This window comes from Parasedimentitalea huanghaiensis, assembly GCF_009753675.1.
GTDB classification, from domain to species: Bacteria; Pseudomonadota; Alphaproteobacteria; order Rhodobacterales; family Rhodobacteraceae; genus Parasedimentitalea; species Parasedimentitalea huanghaiensis.
On the sequence record NZ_WQLV01000013.1, the window covers coordinates 44,110 to 60,584 of the forward strand.

A 16,475-nucleotide genomic window follows, 5' to 3' on the forward strand; every position below is an offset into this window, starting at 1 on the left:
ACGGCCTGCGAGCTATCGCATGGCCGCATAATGCTCGACCATCGCCGCCAGATCTTCTGGCGGCGTCTCACTTTGCACGTAAGCACAGGCGTTGGGGCTATGGGCAAAAATGGAGCCATCTGAGAAAAAACTGGTGTTGGTGACAAAAATCACCTTCGCATCCGGGCGGCGGTAGCTGGCAAAATCCGCAATGGCCAAAGCACTACCTTCTTCGATGACAAGATCCAGCACAATGATATCAAAACCACCAGCATAAAGCGCCAGAATGGCCGCCTCCTGGCTGTCTACCAAAGCAACCTCGGCCCCTTGTCTTTCCAGATGCTTCTTCCAGAGCAACCCCAAGTCTGGGCTGCTTTCAACAATCAAAACATTCATACACAAACCGGGCACTCTTACAAAAACGGTGCCACTCCCCAACGCCACTGAATTTCCCGGAACTCCTTAGCAAATTTCTCGCGTATCACCAAGCACTGTTGCTTAGACAATAGTCTTACTTCATATGCATCTAGCCATTCTTGTGATGTCTGGACCTACATCCTTATTCAATAGGTGCTGAATGCCCCTCACTCTTAATGAAATATCTTCCTCACAACGCGATCACGGCGGGGGGTTAGATGCTGCTATGACGCAGTTCGGTGGTAGCCGTTCTGACTGGTTGGATCTATCTACGGGGATCAATCCCGAAATTTTCCCCATAGCTGCTTTGCAACCCGAGGCTTGGGCCTGCCTGCCTGATCACAACGCCAACCAGAAACTGATCGAATCAGCGCGATCTTTCTGGAAGGTTCCCAAAAACGCAGCAATCCTTCCCGCCCCCGGAGCATCCGCCCTGATCGCAACAGCGCCAGCGCTGGCAGCGCCACAGACCGTTCAGATCACCCCCCCAACATATAACGAACATGCGGCCGGATTTCGCGCGCATGGATGGCAGGTTGCGGACCAAGGTTCGGCCCAAGCTCGGGTGTTGGTCCACCCCAACAATCCCGATGGTCGTCTCTGGACAGAGCAGGACGTCACCGCGCCACTGACAGTTATCGACGAGAGTTTTTGCGATATTTGCCCGGAACAGAGCCTAATATCGCTAGCGGACCGTCCTGGCGTTGTGGTGCTGAAAAGCTTTGGCAAGTTTTGGGGATTGGCCGGCTTACGACTTGGATTTGCAATTGGTCACCCTGATCTGATCTCTCGCTTGTCGACTTGGCTGGGCCCCTGGGCCGTCTCGGGACCCGCCTTGGAAATTGGTGCCCAGGCCTTACAGGATCAGGACTGGGCCACTGCAACCCGCGCCCGGCTGGCACGGGATAGCGCCCGGCTGGATGCGCTGGTCTTGGCCCGTGGTGGCCATCTGGTCGGCGGCACCTCCCTGTTCCGGCTATACGAGGTCGATGATGCCATCGCCTGGCATGCAAAGCTTGGTCGCGCTCATATCCTTAGCCGCATCTTCCCCTATTCGAAAACCTTCCTACGTCTTGGTCTGCCGCCAGCAGGTGGCTGGGACCGGGTTGAGGCCGCGTTGTGAATACTGCAACTCTGCTTGTCGCAGCCCTGCTGCTGGATGCGGTGCTTGGTGAGCCAAAGTGGCTTTGGTCGCGTGTGCCTCACCCCGCGGTTTTGATGGGAAAACTGGTAAAAGCCCTTGATCAGAGCCTAAATAAGGGCAATCACCGTCGTGTGAAAGGTGTTGTGGCAGTTTTGCTACTGCTCACACTAGCCCTCGCCCTAGGTTCCGTGCTTTCGCAATTTGGCCCCATTGTTGAGATTGTCATTGCCGCCATTTTGATTGCTCAGCGATCCTTGGTGGAACACGTAGGGGCTGTTGCGACGGGCCTGCGTCAATCCCTAGACGGTGGTCGCACTGCTGTAGCAATGATTGTCAGCCGCGATACCGCAGGCATGACGGGCCCTCAGGTGGCGCGCTCTGCCATCGAAAGTGGTGCTGAAAATTTCTCGGACGGTGTCATCGCCCCCGCATTTTGGTTTCTGATTGCTGGGCTGCCGGGATTGCTGGTCTACAAGACGGTCAACACTGCCGACAGCATGATTGGCTATCGCAACGACCGCTACGAAGAGTTCGGCAAGGCTGCCGCGCGGCTTGATGATCTGCTCAACCTGATCCCCGCCCGACTGACATGTCTGCTGATCGCCCTGTGCAGTGGCCAGCTGCGCAATTGGCGCCCCATCGTGACCGACGCCGGGCGGCACCGCTCCCCCAATGCAGGTTGGCCCGAAGCAGCCATGTCCCGCGCTCTGGGTTTGTCGCTGGCTGGTCCGCGTTCTTACGATGGGCAGATGCAGGACTTCCCCTGGGTGAATGGCACAGCGCAAAAGGGTATTGGTTCTCATGATATCGACGCCTGCACCGGCAAACTCTGGCAGGTTTGGGGGCTTGCACTGGCCATGACGGTTGCCCTTGCCCTTATGTTCTAGCTAACAAGGGCCATCAGTTTCATTGTGGATTGTCCTATCATGCGCTTATTACCCCTTGCCCTTGTTGCCAGCCTTTTACCCGCCACAGTCTTTGCACAATGTGGCGGCAGTTTTTCCGGGTTTGTCAAAGACCTAAAAAGAGAGGCCGTTGCAGCGGGCCACAGCAGTGCCACCGCCAAGGCATTCTTTAACGGTGTGAAGCACGATCCCAAGGTGCTGCGGGCCGACCGTGCTCAGGGTGTATTTCAAAAGCCCTTTATCGAATTCACCCGTCATTTAATTTCGCAGAACCGTGTTGATCGCGGCCGCTCTATGGCCAAGAAGCACGACGCCACTTTTGATCGTATCGAGGCCACCTATGGTATCAACCGCGGCGTGCTGCTGGCATTCTGGGCCTTTGAAACGGATTACGGTTCCTTTCAGGGCGATTTTAACACCCTGAACTCGCTGGTGACACTGGCCCATGACTGTCGGCGGCCCGAGTTGTTCCGCCCGCAGATCTTTGCCGCGCTTGAACTGTACGAAACGGGCAATTTCGATCCCAAACGCACCACTGGTGCCTGGGCAGGTGAGATTGGCATGGTGCAGATGTTGCCACGCGACATCCTTGAAAACGGTGTAGACGGAGACGGCGATGGCAAGGTCAGCCTGAAAACATCGCCTCAGGATGCGCTAATGTCAGGCGCAAAAATGCTGTCAAACCTAGGCTGGAAGCCGGGTCAGCCATGGCTACAGGAAGTTACAATTCCCAAAGGGCTGGATCTTTCGAAAACGGGCCCGTCACAGAAGTATTCAGTCTCTAATTGGGCCAATATGGGCGTCAAACCCCGTTCTGGATCTCTTGCAAGCGGGTCGATGCAGGCCTCTTTGTTATTGCCTCAAGGGCACAAAGGACCCGCCTTTTTGGCCTACCCAAACTTCGACGTCTATTTCGAATGGAACCAAAGCTTCACCTACGTGCTGACAGCCGCCTATTTCGCCACCCGACTGGAAGGTGCCAATGTCTATAACGCGGGCAACGCAGATCAGGGACTCAGTGGCAAGCAGATGAAACAGCTTCAACAGAAGCTGCAGGCGCGTGGGCATGATGTGGGGAAAGTTGACGGAATATTAGGCTCTAAAACACGCATTGCCGTGCAAGCAGAACAGCTCCGTCTTGGGCTGCCTGCTGACGCCTGGCCAACCCCGGCGCTCTTGGGCAAGCTTTAGAACGAAAGTGCGGCGGGGGGGCTCCCCCCCGCTCACATTGATCACCAGTCGATGAACTCTTCAAATTCACCCTGGGCTTTTGACCATTTGCTGGTCAATGCCGCAAAATCATCTGCAGTCACACCGGTGTTTCCTAAGTAGAGATCATGCTCAATCCGGGCCGACCCACCTTCGGAAATATAACCACGGGCAAAACGGTTATTGGCGTTCCACTCGTTGATCTTGGCTTTGCGTACGCTGCCTTCGGTTTGGTAACCCGAAAAGAACTGGATCGATTTGCAATCGGAATTGTTGCTGCATCCGTAAAAGTACAATGTGAAGTCGGTACCGTAGTAATCGACTTCCAGCATCGGATCGCCAGTGTTATCCACCGTGCTTTCAACGTCTGCACCTTCTTCAACAAAAAACTGCACCAGGCTGTCAGGATCTGACGCCACCAGCATCTGTGCTGATGCCAATGACGGCAGCGATAGAACGGCTGCGGCCGTAATCTTGGCAATAAAATTCATTGGTATTCCCTTTTTTCCTTAGACATTCATATTAAAATAGTTGGCGCCTGCACCACAAGAGCCGATGCAGCTCAGGCCACCATAGCCTCGGCCTTTTTCAAATCAACCGAGACCAGCTGGCTGACGCCTTGTTCCTGCATCGTGACACCAAACAGCCGGTCCATACGGGCCATTGTCACCGCGTGGTGGGTGATGATCAAAAACCGGGTGTCGGTCTGGCGACACATCTCATCCAGAAGATCACAGAATCGCGTGACGTTGGCGTCATCCAATGGCGCATCAACTTCGTCCAGCACGCAAATAGGCGCCGGGTTGGCCAGAAACACAGCAAAGATCAGCGCCAGTGCCGTGAGGGTCTGCTCGCCACCAGACAGCAGTGACAGGGTCGACAATTTCTTGCCTGGGGGCTGACACATGATCTCTAGCCCCGCGTCCAGCGGATCGTCACTTTCGACCATGACCAGACTGGCCTCTCCCCCACCAAACAGGTGCCTGAACAATGATGAGAAGCTACCGTTGACTTGCTCAAAGGCGGTCAGCAGCCGTTCGCGACCTTCGCGGTTCAGGCTGGCAATCCCGTTGCGTAGAGTCTTTACCGCCTCTTCCAGATCCGATTTTTCGCTGACAAGCGTGTTATGCTCTTCTTCTACGTCGCGGGCATCTTCTTCGGCACGCAGGTTAACCGCGCCAAGTGCATCGCGCTGGCGTTTGTGGCGGTTTACCTCAACCTCCAGAACTTCGGCTTCTGGCATCGTCTCGGGGTCTGCTTCCAGCTGGTTCAGCAATTGATGGGGTGTCAGCTGTTGATCTTCTGCAATGCGCTCACTCGCGTGGGCAACAGTTTCACGGGCGGCCTCACACAAGGCCTCTGCACGGGCACGAGCCTCACGCGCTTCTGACGCCAGTCTCTCGGCCTCACGTTCCGTGTGCACCGCCTCGCGCAACACAGCCTCTGCAGCAATCAATGCATCGCTCGCGTCGCTTTTACGGACCTCCGCCTCTTCGATCGACTCGTTCAACTCTTCACGCGTCTCGGCAATTTCAAACGGGACCGCGTTGGCCTCTTCCAGCTCTTCCTGAGAGGCCTCCCGACGTTCGGCCAATTCTGTGATCCGCCGTTCTGCACTGTCCAACCGATGTTTCCAGCCGCTGACCTCTTTGGTCACCTGTTGCGCCCGTTTGGTGCGCGCTTCACCCTCTCGGCGCAGCTCATCATGGGTTGAGCGATGCGACAGCATGGTGACGCGCGCCGCTTCAACCGATTGTTTGATATCCTCAACACCACTCCGCGCGGTTTCCAGATCACCCAGCGCAGCCAAGGCTGTCTCGGCTTCCGACAATTGTGCCTGCGCGGTGGTGGCATCCTCGTCGTGGCGTGTGACTGCGATCCCCAGGGTTTCCAACTTACCTTCAGCCAGATTTCGGTTGGCCTCTGCCCGGCTAAGCAGCCTTGCACTATCTGCAACCCGCTGGTCAGCCGCGCGGCGGGCCTGACGGGCATCCTGATCAGCCTGGGTCACCTGTTCCAGCTTGCGCATCAACACCTCATGTGCCGCTCGCGCGCCCTCGGCCCGGGCGCCAACCCGTTCCATCTCTTGCTTCAGCGCCTCCAGCCGGTTCAATTGCTCCAACCGCAGCGCTGCTGCGCTTGGGGCATCCTCAGCCCAGGCCCGGAATCCATCCCACCGCCACAGGTCGCCTTCCAATGACACCAACCGTTGTCCGGGCTGCAACTGCCCCTGCAGCCGTGGTCCGGTATCACCGTCCACCAGTCCAATCTGTGCAATCCGCCGACCCAGTGCGTCAGGTCCAGAGACATGCCGCGCCAAAGGCATTGCTCCTTCGGGCATCGGAACGTCACGCTCGTAAGCCGGCAAATCCACCCAGCCCGATGGCCCGTCCGCCGCAACCCGTGGCACCCGCAGGTCGTCTGCCAAGGCCGCACCCAGCGCCTTTTCATACCCCGGTTCTACCTGCAACTCGTCCAGGACCTGACCACCCTCAGCAGTGTCCCGTTCGACCAGCTTGGCCAACGCTGTGACCTCAGCCCTTAGCGCGCCCAACTCCCCTTCGGCCTCTGACCGCCCTGCCCTGGCATCGGATTCGCGGGCCTGCGTGTCGTTGCGCATCTCATCCGCAACAGCCAGTGCTTCTTCGGCGAGCTCTGCTGCCTCCCGTGTTTCTTCTTCGGCCTCAATGGCACTCTCAAACACCGTTTCCGCCTGTGTTAGAGCCACTTTTGCCTCGTTCACAGCACTACGTGCCTGATCGCCCTCCCCCATGGCCCGCATCAGTGTACGGTTGTGATCTTCGACCAAGCGCTGTGCGGATTGATGCCGCGCAGCCAGTCGCGCGACATCTTCTGTCAGCTGGGCAAGATGGTCCTCGTGCCCCTGCAAAATACCTGCCGCATCTCGTGACAGGTCGGCGGCCTTACTCAGCCGATCATCGTGGCCTTCGCCCGCTTTTGACAACTCCCGGGCTTCCCACTCGAGCTGCTCAATCGTTTCACCAGCATCCCGGTTCAAACCGCTTTCCCGGTCGATATCACGGCCTAGCTGCAGAACTCTGTTGGTCAGGGTCTCAATCGCCTGCCGGGCCTGCGCTTCTTGCGCGCCCAATGCATCGCGTTGCACAACCAACCGCTGCAGGATCGCTGCCGCCACGGCCTCTTCTTCGCGCAGTGGCGGCAGCTGTTCCTCAGCCTTGCCGCGCTGTTCGGACGAGAGACGCGCCATCGCCTCCCCCTTGGCGGCTTCACTGACGCGCAAACGCTCTACTTCTTCGGAGGCCAAACGTGCATCGTCGGCCTCACGCCAACGGCGGTACAACAACATGCCTTCGGCGCGACGCAACTGCTCGCCGATTGTGCGATATCTCTGAGCTTGGCGCGCCTGACGCGCCAATTGCGCCAGCTGAGCAGCCAGCTGCTCGATCACATCATCAACCCGCAGTAAATTTGCCTCGGTGCCTTTCAGCTTCAGCTCGGCCTCATGGCGGCGCTGATACAATCCCGAGATCCCTGCCGCCTCCTCCAGGATCCGGCGCCTTGCCTTGGGCTTGGCGCTGATCAAAACCGCGATCTGTCCCTGACTGACCAGAGCAGGACTATGCGCCCCGGTCGAGGCATCCGCAAACAGCATCTGAACATCGCGGGCCCGAACATCTTTGGTATTGGCTTTATAGGCACTGCCAACATCGCGGGTGATACGGCGGACAATCTCTAGATTGTCACTTTCGTTAAACCCCGAAGGAGCTAAGCGTTCAGTGTTATCAATCTGCAGGCTGACTTCGGCAAAGTTTCGGGCGCCACGGGAATTTGCACCAGCGAAAATGACGTCTTCCATACCGCCGCCACGCATTGATTTGGGGCGGTTCTCCCCCATCACCCAACGCAGTGCTTCCAGCAAGTTCGATTTCCCACAGCCATTTGGACCGACAACGCCAGTTAGACCATCCGAGATAACCAGATCGGTCGGGTCTACAAAACTTTTAAAGCCGGTCAGTCTGAGCTTGGAAAAACGCAAATTTGCCCCTGTTCGATTCAGTTAGAACCAAACCTGAACGGTTCCGGGCGACCAAGTCAACGCCGCAGCCCAAAATCGGCCAATGCGTCCCGGCTTCTTCGCCGTATGTTGCGGATATCACTGCAAAGTCGCAGTTTTTGGGCAATCATATCTTGGATATGCAATCACAGTTTGCGCCCGCACCCATTCGGACACCTCTACACATGCATAATTTTTGGAAACTGGCGCCTTGGCCCGGACCTCACAATCCAGCACTCCTGTCAGCACGGCCTGATCGCCCAACACACCGGTAACCACGCATCCACTAACCCGCGCCATTGCAAAACCAGCCTGTGCCCGCAAGGGCCCCAGTCGTGGTGCATACTGCGGGTTTGTGCGGATCGCCTCCGCCAGGTTTCCCCTGACCCGCACGTCAAACACACTTCCGTCGACATGTATTTGAACCGGTTCCACACCGCGAAAGTGGCGGGTTTCCGTCGAGCACGCCTGCAGCAACAAGATCGACACTATTACAGTTGCCCGCATGATCGCCCTCCTGTCGCTTTAGGGTTGCGCAATACGGTTAATAAAACCTTGCTGCGCAACAGGTCTCATACCTCGCGCAACAAACCGCCCAGCTTCTCAATCCCTGTTCTGATTTCGCTCTCGTCAGAGCAAGAAAAACTAAGCCGGATCGTATTACCGCCCGATCCATCGGCAAAAAACGCCCGCCCCGGAACAAAGGCAACCCCAATACTTTCCAGAGACTGCGCTAGCAACTCTGCCCCATCCATTTCAGTTGGCAGCGTCACCCAAATAAACATGCCACCTTCGGGACGTGTCCAGCTGACATTTGCTGGCATATACTGATCAAGCGCCGCCAACATGGCATCCCTTCGCTGTCGATAGGCATCACGAAGCGTTTCAACGTGACCGTCAAAGATCTCCTCGGCCACCTCATGCATCGCCATCTGGTTCAGCGTCGGTGAGTGCAGATCCGCAGCCTGCTTCAACAACACCAGTTTAGATATCACCGGCTTTGCCGCCACAACCCAACCAACACGCAATCCCGGTGACAAGGTTTTAGAGAACGTCCCGCAATAAATCGTCCGGCATGCTTCGATGTCGCCCTTGCGGGCGATCTCAAGCGACAACAACGGCGGCACCTGCTCGCCGTCATAGCGCAGTGATTGATAGGCAGCATCCTCAATCAAAGCACAGCCCAGACTTTCAGTCAGATCCAGCAGCGATTCACGTCCACGCTGATCCAATGTCTCACCTGTTGGGTTTGCGAAATCGGCCGACAGATAGGCGAACTTCACCTGGCCACCCGCATTTTCGGCTTCCTCGGCATAGCTCTCGGCTTTTCGATTCCCATTCGCCGTTAGCTGGTCATATCGTGGCTCATAGGCATTGAACGCGGCCAGCGCCCCGAGGTAAGTTGGCCACCCCACCAGTGCGGTGTCACCGGGGGAAAGAAACACTTTACCCAGATAGTCCAGCGCTTGTTGCGAACCAGAGGTGATGAGGATGTTGTCCGCTGAACAAGGTACTCCAATTTTCGCCATTTCGCCCACAATCCACTGCCGCAGCGGCAGATATCCCTCGCTGACCGAGTACTGCAGCGCCTGCGCTTGGGTGTCAGGGCTAAGCCCGTTGGCAAAGGCGGTTGCGAACTCTGAAGCAGGAAAAAGTGCCGGATCTGGAATACCTCCGGCAAAAGAAATTAGCCCGGGCCGGTCCAGCAGTTTCAACAACTCACGAATTTCCGACGCCTGCATGCGCGACGCACGGCTGGCAAAGATCTGAGACAAGGTCATGCTGGCTCCTATAGGCAAGATTTGAGTTGAAGCTAAGGATCTTGCAAATAGAGTCAACAATGCTGACCTAATGTTTCAATGATCGTGATCAAAACGAATTTTCCCGCCACTTGCGGCAACTCACCGGGCGTGGTCAAATGATCTAACCAATTTACCCGAGAGTCAAAATGCCGTTCCAAAAAGTCCAACCCGAAAAGCTCTCTGCATCCGTTGTGCGTCAGATTGAAAAGCTGATCCTGCGCGGCATCCTGACACCAGGTGAACGGCTGCCCTCGGAACGCGAATTGGCCGAACGCCTGGGTGTTTCCCGTCCCTCACTACGCGACGCCATTGCGGATCTTCAAAACAAAGGACTGCTGGCCGCCAAGGCCGGGTCCGGCATCTTTGTTGCCGACGTCCTTGGTTCGGCTTTTTCCCCAGCACTGGTTGAACTGTTTGCCACCCATGACGAGGCCGTGTTCGACTACCTGTCCTTTCGCCGTGATATGGAAGGCCTGGCCGCTGAGAGGGCCGCGCGCTTTGGCTCGGATGCGGATCTGGTGCTTATTCAGACCATATTCGACAAGATGGTGGCGGCAGGTGATCCATCCCTGTCAGACGAGGCGGCAAGTCTGGACGCCCAGTTCCATTCCGCCATCATGGACGCCAGCCACAACGTGATCATGCTACATATGATGCGGTCGATGTTCGACCTGTTGCACCAAGGCGTGTTCTACAACCGCCGCATCATGTTCAGCCAACACATCACCTATGACGCCCTGCTGGGGCAACACCGCGATATCAACACCGCGCTACAAGCCCGCGACCCCACCGCTGCACGTGCCGCGGTTGAAACCCATCTCGATTATGTAAAGCAGGCATTGGCAGATCATCAAAAGTCCGAAGCCAACGCCGCAGTAGCGCGACAGCGGCTTGAACATGAGGCTCAGAAGAGGTGAGGAGCGGGGGCTAGCCACCGGTCTCAAGTTAAGCCCCTTACGCGGCCATTGTGGCACTTAGCGCTCTTTCGCGAATGTCTGTTTTTTCCTATGTACGGGGAAGTGTATCCATTGACCTACGGGAAAGACGATGCTGGATAATTTTAGCGATGACATCATCGAACTGCCTTCCGGCATAAACCTACGTGTAAGATGCGCAGGCAATGGACCTGCTATCCTACTTTTGCACGGATACCCTCAAACTCATGTGTGCTGGCACAAGGTTGCACCGCTTCTTATTGATGCAGGGTTTTCGGTCGTGCTCAGCGATCTGCGCGGCTACGGAGATTCAGATAAGCCGCCTTCGGATGACAACCATTCCCCCTATTCCAAGCGGGCTATGGCAGCAGATCAGGCTGAACTGATGCAGCATTTGGGGCATGAAACTTACTTTGTCGCAGGGCATGATCGCGGGGCGCGTGTTGCCCATCGACTTGCCCGTGACTTCCCCGATGCGGTTTCGGCGGTTTCGTTTCTGGACATCGTGCCAACCGAGCATATGTACGCCCATACGGAACAAACCTTCGCGACCGGCTATTACCACTGGTTCTTTTTAATTCAGCCCGCGCCTTTGCCGGAGCGGTTAATCGGTAACGAGCCCGGTTTCTACCTTACTTCCAAGCTCAGCAACTGGAGCAAGGGCAACGACAGCGCATTTGAAGGCAATGCCGTTGCCGAGTACATCCGCTGCTTTGATGCCGCATCCATCCACGCAACCTGCGAAGATTACCGGGCCGCCGCATCCATTGATTTAGAGCATGATGCGCATGATCAAGACACTTTGTTGAAGATGCCAGTGCAGGCATTGTGGGGCCAAAAAGGACTGGTTGCAAAGCTCTACAACGTGCCTGAGGTCTGGCAAGTCTATGCTGAGAATGTGGTAGGTGAGGCTATGCCATGCGGACATTTTCTACCAGAAGAAGCGCCCGAACAAACAGCCAATGCATTGATTGGTTTCTTCAAAAGCAGTGACGGTAGCAAGGCCAAAGGATCGTAAGGCGGCCATCGGTTGAAACCGTGGAATTGCACACTCTAGCTTCATTTCAAACCTGCTGACCATACTCACCAACCAAGTGATCTAGGCCAACGCTTGGATTGCAGATCGCGTTGCAGCACAATACTACCGGCGCATGAAGCTCTATGTCGTAACAGATATTCACAACAAACCCACTCAGGACCAGTGCTTTTCCACTGGTATAAATGGCTCCGCCCAAGTGATCAGGCTGGTGTTGAATGACCTGTGTGCTCGGCCGGAACTGACCGGAGAAGCTTTGCATCAGCATCTGTTTCGTCACGATGGCATGGACGACGTTGTAAAAGCTCTGAAACAGATCTTGAGCGCTGGCGATGTCGGTTTGGGCTACAGCGCCGGCGGCACAGCCCTCTGGCGCGCTGCCGCAGCAGGATGCTCTTTCGCCGCCCTGTTCTGCGTGTCCTCGACCCGCCTCCGAGACGAAGCTGCGATACCAATACCGAACCATGTGTTTTTCGGTAGTGAAGACCAAGGAAGGCCATCTTCGCAGTGGCTCGCCACCGTCCCAGATCAGTTCACAGTCTTTGATGAGGTCGGGCACATCTATTACCTTCACCCGTCTTCCCGCTCCGCACATGAAACCCGCATCCAAATTTCAGATGGTATAAAGCCCTCTACCGCGCCTCCTCGTTCTGCAAACTAGCCAATACCTGCATTGCCTGCTCGCTCATCTCAGCGGGCACAAACACATGATCATGGTGATAGGCTGCCACCATATTGCAAGGAATGCCGACCTCCCCCAGCGCAGTGGAAACCGCCGCCGTCAAACCAACGCCCAGCAATGACGAATAGACGTTCAGGGTGATACAGCGCATTTCATCTTCAACACAGATGCCAGCCCCCTTAGCCACATCAACAGGAAGGATCAGCGATACCCCTTCCGACTCTTTAAAGACAGAGAGAGCCCGGTGGAAAAACTTACTCGCGTCCCGGTCGTCAGCGAATGTCGCAAACACAAAGCACCCTGATTGCAGTTCCGGGGTCAAGTTGGAAATCATGTCAGACTTGGTTTCTGAAATGTTGCTCATGCTAGCCCCTTCAAATAGAAAACCCGACATCTCAACCAGTGTAGGGTGTGTGCTTGCACGCACCACCGTAAAAAGCAAAAGACCCGGGCCAATGGCCCGGGTCTCTTTGATCTCATCAGTGTGGCACGCAGCTTAGTGCAGCTTGGCGTCCACGTCTGTGATAGCCGCGTCGATCAGCTTGTTGGCTTCGGTTGCAGTCATCTGCTTGGCGATGACCTGATCCGCTGCCGCAATGGCAATGGTGATTGCCTGATCGCGCACGTCTTTGACCGCGGCATCTTTGGCCGAGGTGATCTGGTCTTCGGCGGCGGCCAAACGGCGCGCAATCGAAACTTCCAGATCGGCTTTGGCCTGTACCGCCGCAGCAGAGGCGTCGTCACGGGCGGCCGCAACGATGCGGTCGGCCTGTTCTTGAACCTCTTTGTGCTTACGCTCATAAGAGGCCAGAACTGTCTGGGCCTCTTCACGCAGCGCACGGGCTTCGTCCAGCTCGGACTGAATGCCAGCAGCACGGTTGTCCAACTGACCACCCAGCATGCCAGGTACTTTGACCAGCAGCAGGATGCCTACGAACAGCAGGAATGCCAGCCACACAACGAAGTTGGTGTTTGCCATCGAGAAGAAAGGTCCCGATGCTGCCAGCGCAGGGCTTGCAGCGCCAAATGTCAGGGCAAGAGCAATAATAGTACGCATCGTCTTATCCTTTCATCCGGTCAGAAACAGCCGCAGCAATTGCTTTGGCGTCGGCCTTGCCGCCCAGAGCAGCTACAACTTCGGCAGCAGTGTCGTTGGCAACAGCAGTGATGCTGTCCAGCGCGCCTGCTTTGATCTCAGCAATGGCTTTCTCAGACTCAGCTGCCTTGGCAGCAATGTCTACGTCAGCCTGAGCAATCGCTTCGTCCAGACCGGCCTGAATTTCGGCGCGGGTTTCAGCAGCGATACGCTGAGCTTCGGCACGGGCATCCGCCAGCGCCTTGTTATATACGTTTTCAGCCTCGACCGCTTTGGCTTTGAGATCCTCAGCCGCTGCGATGTCATTGGTGATGGTTCCCTGACGCTCGGCCAGAACTGCCGCAATACGGGGCAGCGCAACGCGCGACAGGATTAGGTAGATCACGACGAGCGCGACCGCGAGCCAGAAAATCTGGTTCCCGAAAGTAGCGAAGTCCAGTTGCGGCATCGAAGATCCGCCACCGTGGGCGGCCTCGGCTGCACCGTGACTAGCCTCTTGCGTAGTTGATGCCATGTCGTCCTCCAAAGGAACTTGCCGTTACATCGGGCAGTATGATGACCACACTGCCCGACCGTAAGGATTTAGGTTCCGAAGAGTCTTAGACTGCGAACATCAGCAGCAGAGCAACCAGGAACGAGAAGATGCCCAGGGCTTCTGCAAAGGCGATGCCGATGAACAGAGTAGCAGTTTGGCCAGCAGCGGCCGAAGGGTTGCGCAGTGCGCCTGCCAGGAAGTTACCAGCTACGTGGCCCACACCGATAGCGGCTGCGCCGGAACCGATTGCTGCCAGGCCTGCGCCGATGAACTGACCCATTTCTGCGATATTACCTTCCATGTGTATTTCTCCTTACGATGGAATGTTTTGATTAGGATTGGATGGGTCTGACGACCCAGCCGGTAAACTTTCAGATCCTGCCTTAGTGGCTCGGGTGCAATGCATCCTTCAGATACACACAAGTCAGGATGGTGAAGACATATGCCTGGATAAAGGCCACCAGGACCTCCAGGGCGTAAACTGCGGTGATCGCAAAGATCGGCAGGAAGCTGAACAGACCCAGAGCGCCAGCAAAGCCTGCGAACACTTTCAGAACTGCGTGGCCCGCCATGATGTTGCCGCCCAAACGAATGGAGTGGCTCACGGGGCGCACAAAGTACGAGATCAGCTCGATCACAGCGAGGATCGGACGCAGCGCCAGCGGTGCGCTGGAGACCCAGAACAGACCCAAGAAACCGGCGCCGTTTTTGACAAAACCAACGATGGTTACGGTCAGGAACACCAGCATCGCCAGAACAGCGGTGACGGCGATGTGCGACGTGGTTGCAAAGCTCTGCGGCAGCAGACCCAGCGCGTTGGACATAACGATGAACATGAACAGGGTCATGATGTATGGGAAGAACTTGATGGCGTCCTTGCCAGCAACGTCTTCAACCATTTTGTAGACAAAACCGTATGCTAGTTCTGCAATCGACTGACCCCGAGACGGTACGATTGCGCGGCGTGACGAACCCATCACCATCAGCGCGAAGACTGCTGCTACTGCCAACAGCAACCACAGGGTAGCGTTTGTTGGGGTGTACCAGGAAATCTCACCGTGGCCGAACAACGGCTGGACAACGAACTGTTCCATCGGGTGAATTTGCAGGCCAGCTTCCTGTGGCGCGAAAATCAGGCCAGAAACAACGGCCAAAGCCAAGGCCACGTAAAAGAAAATCTTACCCATCAGTCCGCTTCTCCTGTCGCCGGGGGCGCACCCCGGTCTTTCGCATTTTTTTCGGCCTCGTCAGCCATTGTCTTTTCCTGGATCTCTTGCGCGCTGCGAAGCATTGTCTTCACCCCGGCCGCAAGACCCAGCATTATAAACAGCACCATGAAGATCGGGAGTGTCCCGAACAGGCTATCCAGCCCGTATCCGATGCCAAAGCCAATCCCAAGACCGGCTACCAATTCAATCACCATCCGCCAGGCCATATTGGCCATCGAGTAGTGTTCATCCGCGCGCGGCTTGGGCTCTTGGGCCTTACGTGCCGCTGCCAGCTTGTCCTCCAGCTGCGCCATACGCTGCTTTTGGTCGTCATCTGTCACGGCGCCATCCTCACGCGAATTCTGACTGTGGTGCTAAGGGGCTGGGGGCGCAGAGTCAATTATTCAATTCCTAACGCAGAAATTTTGACAAGCCTTTGTAATATTGAGTATTTTTAGCAAAAAGAAGCAAGGGTGACCGCAGCAAGCAGCTGCGCTCGGGCCGAAATGGAGGTGAATCCGTTATTCAACCGTTGGGTTGATTTTGCTTTTCTACAGGGGCGGGGCGCAATGCGTGCACAATGCGCCCATCGATCAACAGTAGGCCCAATAGGATCGCCCCCATTCCAATCAGGTGCGCGGACAGCAGAGTTTCACCCAAAATCCAGGACCCAAGGATAAGCGCGGAAATCGGAGCAATAAATGTGACCATAGTGATATTAGTCGGTCCTATTTTGGGGAGCACCCAGTAGAACACAATGAAAGCCGCCGAGGTCAGAATGAACCCAATCACTGCCAAAGCAGCCCAGGTTTCCATCCGCGTGATCGCTGGCACCCCTTCGCTCCACAGTGCCAGCGGGACAATCGCAATCGTCGCACCTGTCAGGGCCAGCGCAACCAGCACAACCGCCTCCATATCGCGAAAGGCCCGCGCCAGATTCACCGAAAACGCATAGCAGAGCGGAGCGCAAAGTGTCAGCAACACGGCCCAAAGCGCTGAAGTCTGACCAGATTGCAGCACGGGAAGCGACAGAACCACAATGCCGCCAATGCCACAAAGAACGCCGAATGACTTGAGCACGGTGGCGCGTTCACCCCCCGGCCAGAAATGCGAGACGATAACGGCAAAGGCAGGGGTGATGGCATTGATAATGCCGGCCACGCCACTGGCGATATGCTGCTGGCCCAGCGCGTAGAAGGCAAAGGGTGCGGCATAGCTCAACACACCAAATCCCAGCAACGCCACTGCGCGGCGCAGGGTTATCTTTATCGGTCTGCGTGTCGCCAGCACATAGATCCAGCAGCCCAACGCGCCCAAACCAACCCGGCCCATCGCCACGGACAGTGGCCCCAGCTCGCGCAGAAGGATGGCGTTGAACATGAACGACATGCCCCAGCCAATGCCAAGAACAAAAATCACTGCCCAGTATTTGAGTGCCATTGCGCGCGCCCTTTGATGTGTCCCGACTTATGACCGCAGGTTGTCGGGATT

Annotated in this window: 18 protein-coding genes; 5 read left to right on the top strand and 13 right to left on the bottom strand. The window is 56.3% G+C overall.

What is annotated here, in order from left to right; genetic code table 11:
- Positions 1-12 precede the first annotated feature (12 nt).
- Positions 13-375: a response regulator transcription factor gene (locus GO984_RS17930; RefSeq protein WP_138163846.1), complete on the bottom strand. Its 363-nt coding sequence runs from the start codon at positions 373-375 to the stop codon at positions 13-15.
- Between the two features lie 181 nt (positions 376-556).
- On the opposite strand from GO984_RS17930, the gene GO984_RS17935 reads away from it, so the two are divergent.
- From GO984_RS17935 to GO984_RS17945, 3 genes are read left to right on the top strand one after another with little or no spacing between them, the layout of a single operon-like run.
- Positions 557-1,519, top strand: a complete 963-nt coding sequence (locus tag GO984_RS17935) for a threonine-phosphate decarboxylase (protein ID WP_157023974.1) — start codon at positions 557-559, stop codon at positions 1,517-1,519.
- On the top strand, positions 1,516-2,427 hold the full coding sequence (gene cbiB / locus GO984_RS17940; RefSeq protein WP_167740406.1) for an adenosylcobinamide-phosphate synthase CbiB: 912 nt from the start codon (positions 1,516-1,518) through the stop codon (positions 2,425-2,427). Before GO984_RS17935 ends, cbiB begins: the two co-directional genes overlap by 4 nt.
- Before the next feature lie 39 nt (positions 2,428-2,466).
- Positions 2,467-3,636 carry a lytic murein transglycosylase gene (locus tag GO984_RS17945; RefSeq protein ID WP_157023975.1) on the top strand — a complete coding sequence of 390 codons (1,170 nt, stop codon included), beginning with the start codon at positions 2,467-2,469 and terminating at the stop codon, positions 3,634-3,636.
- Between the two features lie 41 nt (positions 3,637-3,677).
- Here the strand turns inward: GO984_RS17945 and GO984_RS17950 are convergent, their stop codons facing one another.
- From GO984_RS17950 to GO984_RS17965, 4 genes are all read right to left on the bottom strand, one after another.
- Entirely contained in the window at positions 3,678-4,145 is a 468-nt protein-coding gene (locus GO984_RS17950; protein WP_157023976.1) for a YbjN domain-containing protein, read from the bottom strand.
- A 71-nt stretch (positions 4,146-4,216) separates the two neighbouring features.
- Entirely contained in the window at positions 4,217-7,672 is a 3,456-nt protein-coding gene (locus tag GO984_RS17955) for a chromosome segregation SMC family protein (protein WP_157023977.1), read from the bottom strand.
- A gap of 117 nt (positions 7,673-7,789) precedes the next feature.
- Positions 7,790-8,197, bottom strand: coding sequence for a hypothetical protein (locus GO984_RS17960; protein WP_245231166.1), 408 nt, complete (start codon positions 8,195-8,197; stop codon positions 7,790-7,792).
- 65 nt (positions 8,198-8,262) lie between these two features.
- Complete coding sequence (locus GO984_RS17965) at positions 8,263-9,471, bottom strand: aminotransferase-like domain-containing protein (RefSeq protein ID WP_157023978.1); 1,209 nt, start codon at positions 9,469-9,471, stop codon at positions 8,263-8,265.
- Positions 9,472-9,638: 167 nt separating this feature from the next.
- Here GO984_RS17965 and GO984_RS17970 point away from each other — a divergent pair, with 167 nt between their 5' ends.
- Both GO984_RS17970 and GO984_RS17975 read left to right on the top strand, forming a co-directional pair.
- Entirely contained in the window at positions 9,639-10,409 is a 771-nt protein-coding gene (locus GO984_RS17970) for a FadR/GntR family transcriptional regulator (RefSeq protein WP_157023979.1), read from the top strand.
- Between the two features lie 130 nt (positions 10,410-10,539).
- Complete coding sequence (locus tag GO984_RS17975) at positions 10,540-11,445, top strand: alpha/beta fold hydrolase (RefSeq protein ID WP_157023980.1); 906 nt, start codon at positions 10,540-10,542, stop codon at positions 11,443-11,445.
- A gap of 46 nt (positions 11,446-11,491) precedes the next feature.
- Here the strand turns inward: GO984_RS17975 and GO984_RS17980 are convergent, their stop codons facing one another.
- From GO984_RS17980 to GO984_RS18015, 8 genes are all read right to left on the bottom strand, one after another.
- Complete coding sequence (locus GO984_RS17980) at positions 11,492-12,037, bottom strand: hypothetical protein (protein WP_167740407.1); 546 nt, start codon at positions 12,035-12,037, stop codon at positions 11,492-11,494.
- A 58-nt stretch (positions 12,038-12,095) separates the two neighbouring features.
- Positions 12,096-12,509: an ACT domain-containing protein gene (locus tag GO984_RS17985; protein ID WP_157023982.1), complete on the bottom strand. Its 414-nt coding sequence runs from the start codon at positions 12,507-12,509 to the stop codon at positions 12,096-12,098.
- A gap of 132 nt (positions 12,510-12,641) precedes the next feature.
- Entirely contained in the window at positions 12,642-13,202 is a 561-nt protein-coding gene (locus tag GO984_RS17990) for a F0F1 ATP synthase subunit B (RefSeq protein WP_157023983.1), read from the bottom strand.
- Positions 13,203-13,206: 4 nt separating this feature from the next.
- Positions 13,207-13,755, bottom strand: a complete 549-nt coding sequence (locus GO984_RS17995; protein WP_157023984.1) for a F0F1 ATP synthase subunit B' — start codon at positions 13,753-13,755, stop codon at positions 13,207-13,209.
- Between the two features lie 85 nt (positions 13,756-13,840).
- Positions 13,841-14,077, bottom strand: coding sequence for a F0F1 ATP synthase subunit C (locus tag GO984_RS18000; RefSeq protein ID WP_138163833.1), 237 nt, complete (start codon positions 14,075-14,077; stop codon positions 13,841-13,843).
- An 82-nt stretch (positions 14,078-14,159) separates the two neighbouring features.
- Positions 14,160-14,963, bottom strand: coding sequence for a F0F1 ATP synthase subunit A (locus GO984_RS18005; RefSeq protein WP_157023985.1), 804 nt, complete (start codon positions 14,961-14,963; stop codon positions 14,160-14,162).
- On the bottom strand, positions 14,963-15,325 hold the full coding sequence (locus tag GO984_RS18010) for an AtpZ/AtpI family protein (RefSeq protein WP_167740408.1): 363 nt from the start codon (positions 15,323-15,325) through the stop codon (positions 14,963-14,965). Before GO984_RS18010 ends, GO984_RS18005 begins: the two co-directional genes overlap by 1 nt.
- Positions 15,326-15,509: 184 nt before the next feature.
- Positions 15,510-16,424, bottom strand: a complete 915-nt coding sequence (locus GO984_RS18015; RefSeq protein ID WP_157023986.1) for a DMT family transporter — start codon at positions 16,422-16,424, stop codon at positions 15,510-15,512.
- Positions 16,425-16,475 lie beyond the last annotated feature (51 nt).

Excerpts from the sequence above, each read along its gene's own strand:
- GO984_RS17930 (WP_138163846.1), bottom strand. The coding sequence starts at position 375 with ATGAATGTTTTGATTGTTGAAAGCAGCCCAGACTTGGGGTTGCTCTGG.
- GO984_RS17935 (WP_157023974.1), top strand. The coding sequence starts at position 557 with ATGCCCCTCACTCTTAATGAAATATCTTCCTCACAACGCGATCACGGC.
- GO984_RS17945 (WP_157023975.1), top strand. The coding sequence starts at position 2,467 with ATGCGCTTATTACCCCTTGCCCTTGTTGCCAGCCTTTTACCCGCCACA.
- GO984_RS17950 (WP_157023976.1), bottom strand. The coding sequence starts at position 4,145 with ATGAATTTTATTGCCAAGATTACGGCCGCAGCCGTTCTATCGCTGCCG.
- GO984_RS17960 (WP_245231166.1), bottom strand. The coding sequence starts at position 8,197 with ATGCGGGCAACTGTAATAGTGTCGATCTTGTTGCTGCAGGCGTGCTCG.
- GO984_RS17965 (WP_157023978.1), bottom strand. The coding sequence starts at position 9,471 with ATGACCTTGTCTCAGATCTTTGCCAGCCGTGCGTCGCGCATGCAGGCG.
- GO984_RS17970 (WP_157023979.1), top strand. The coding sequence starts at position 9,639 with ATGCCGTTCCAAAAAGTCCAACCCGAAAAGCTCTCTGCATCCGTTGTG.
- GO984_RS17975 (WP_157023980.1), top strand. The coding sequence starts at position 10,540 with ATGCTGGATAATTTTAGCGATGACATCATCGAACTGCCTTCCGGCATA.
- GO984_RS17985 (WP_157023982.1), bottom strand. The coding sequence starts at position 12,509 with ATGAGCAACATTTCAGAAACCAAGTCTGACATGATTTCCAACTTGACC.
- GO984_RS17990 (WP_157023983.1), bottom strand. The coding sequence starts at position 13,202 with ATGCGTACTATTATTGCTCTTGCCCTGACATTTGGCGCTGCAAGCCCT.
- GO984_RS17995 (WP_157023984.1), bottom strand. The coding sequence starts at position 13,755 with ATGGCATCAACTACGCAAGAGGCTAGTCACGGTGCAGCCGAGGCCGCC.
- GO984_RS18000 (WP_138163833.1), bottom strand. The coding sequence starts at position 14,077 with ATGGAAGGTAATATCGCAGAAATGGGTCAGTTCATCGGCGCAGGCCTG.
- GO984_RS18005 (WP_157023985.1), bottom strand. The coding sequence starts at position 14,963 with ATGGGTAAGATTTTCTTTTACGTGGCCTTGGCTTTGGCCGTTGTTTCT.
- GO984_RS18015 (WP_157023986.1), bottom strand. The coding sequence starts at position 16,424 with ATGGCACTCAAATACTGGGCAGTGATTTTTGTTCTTGGCATTGGCTGG.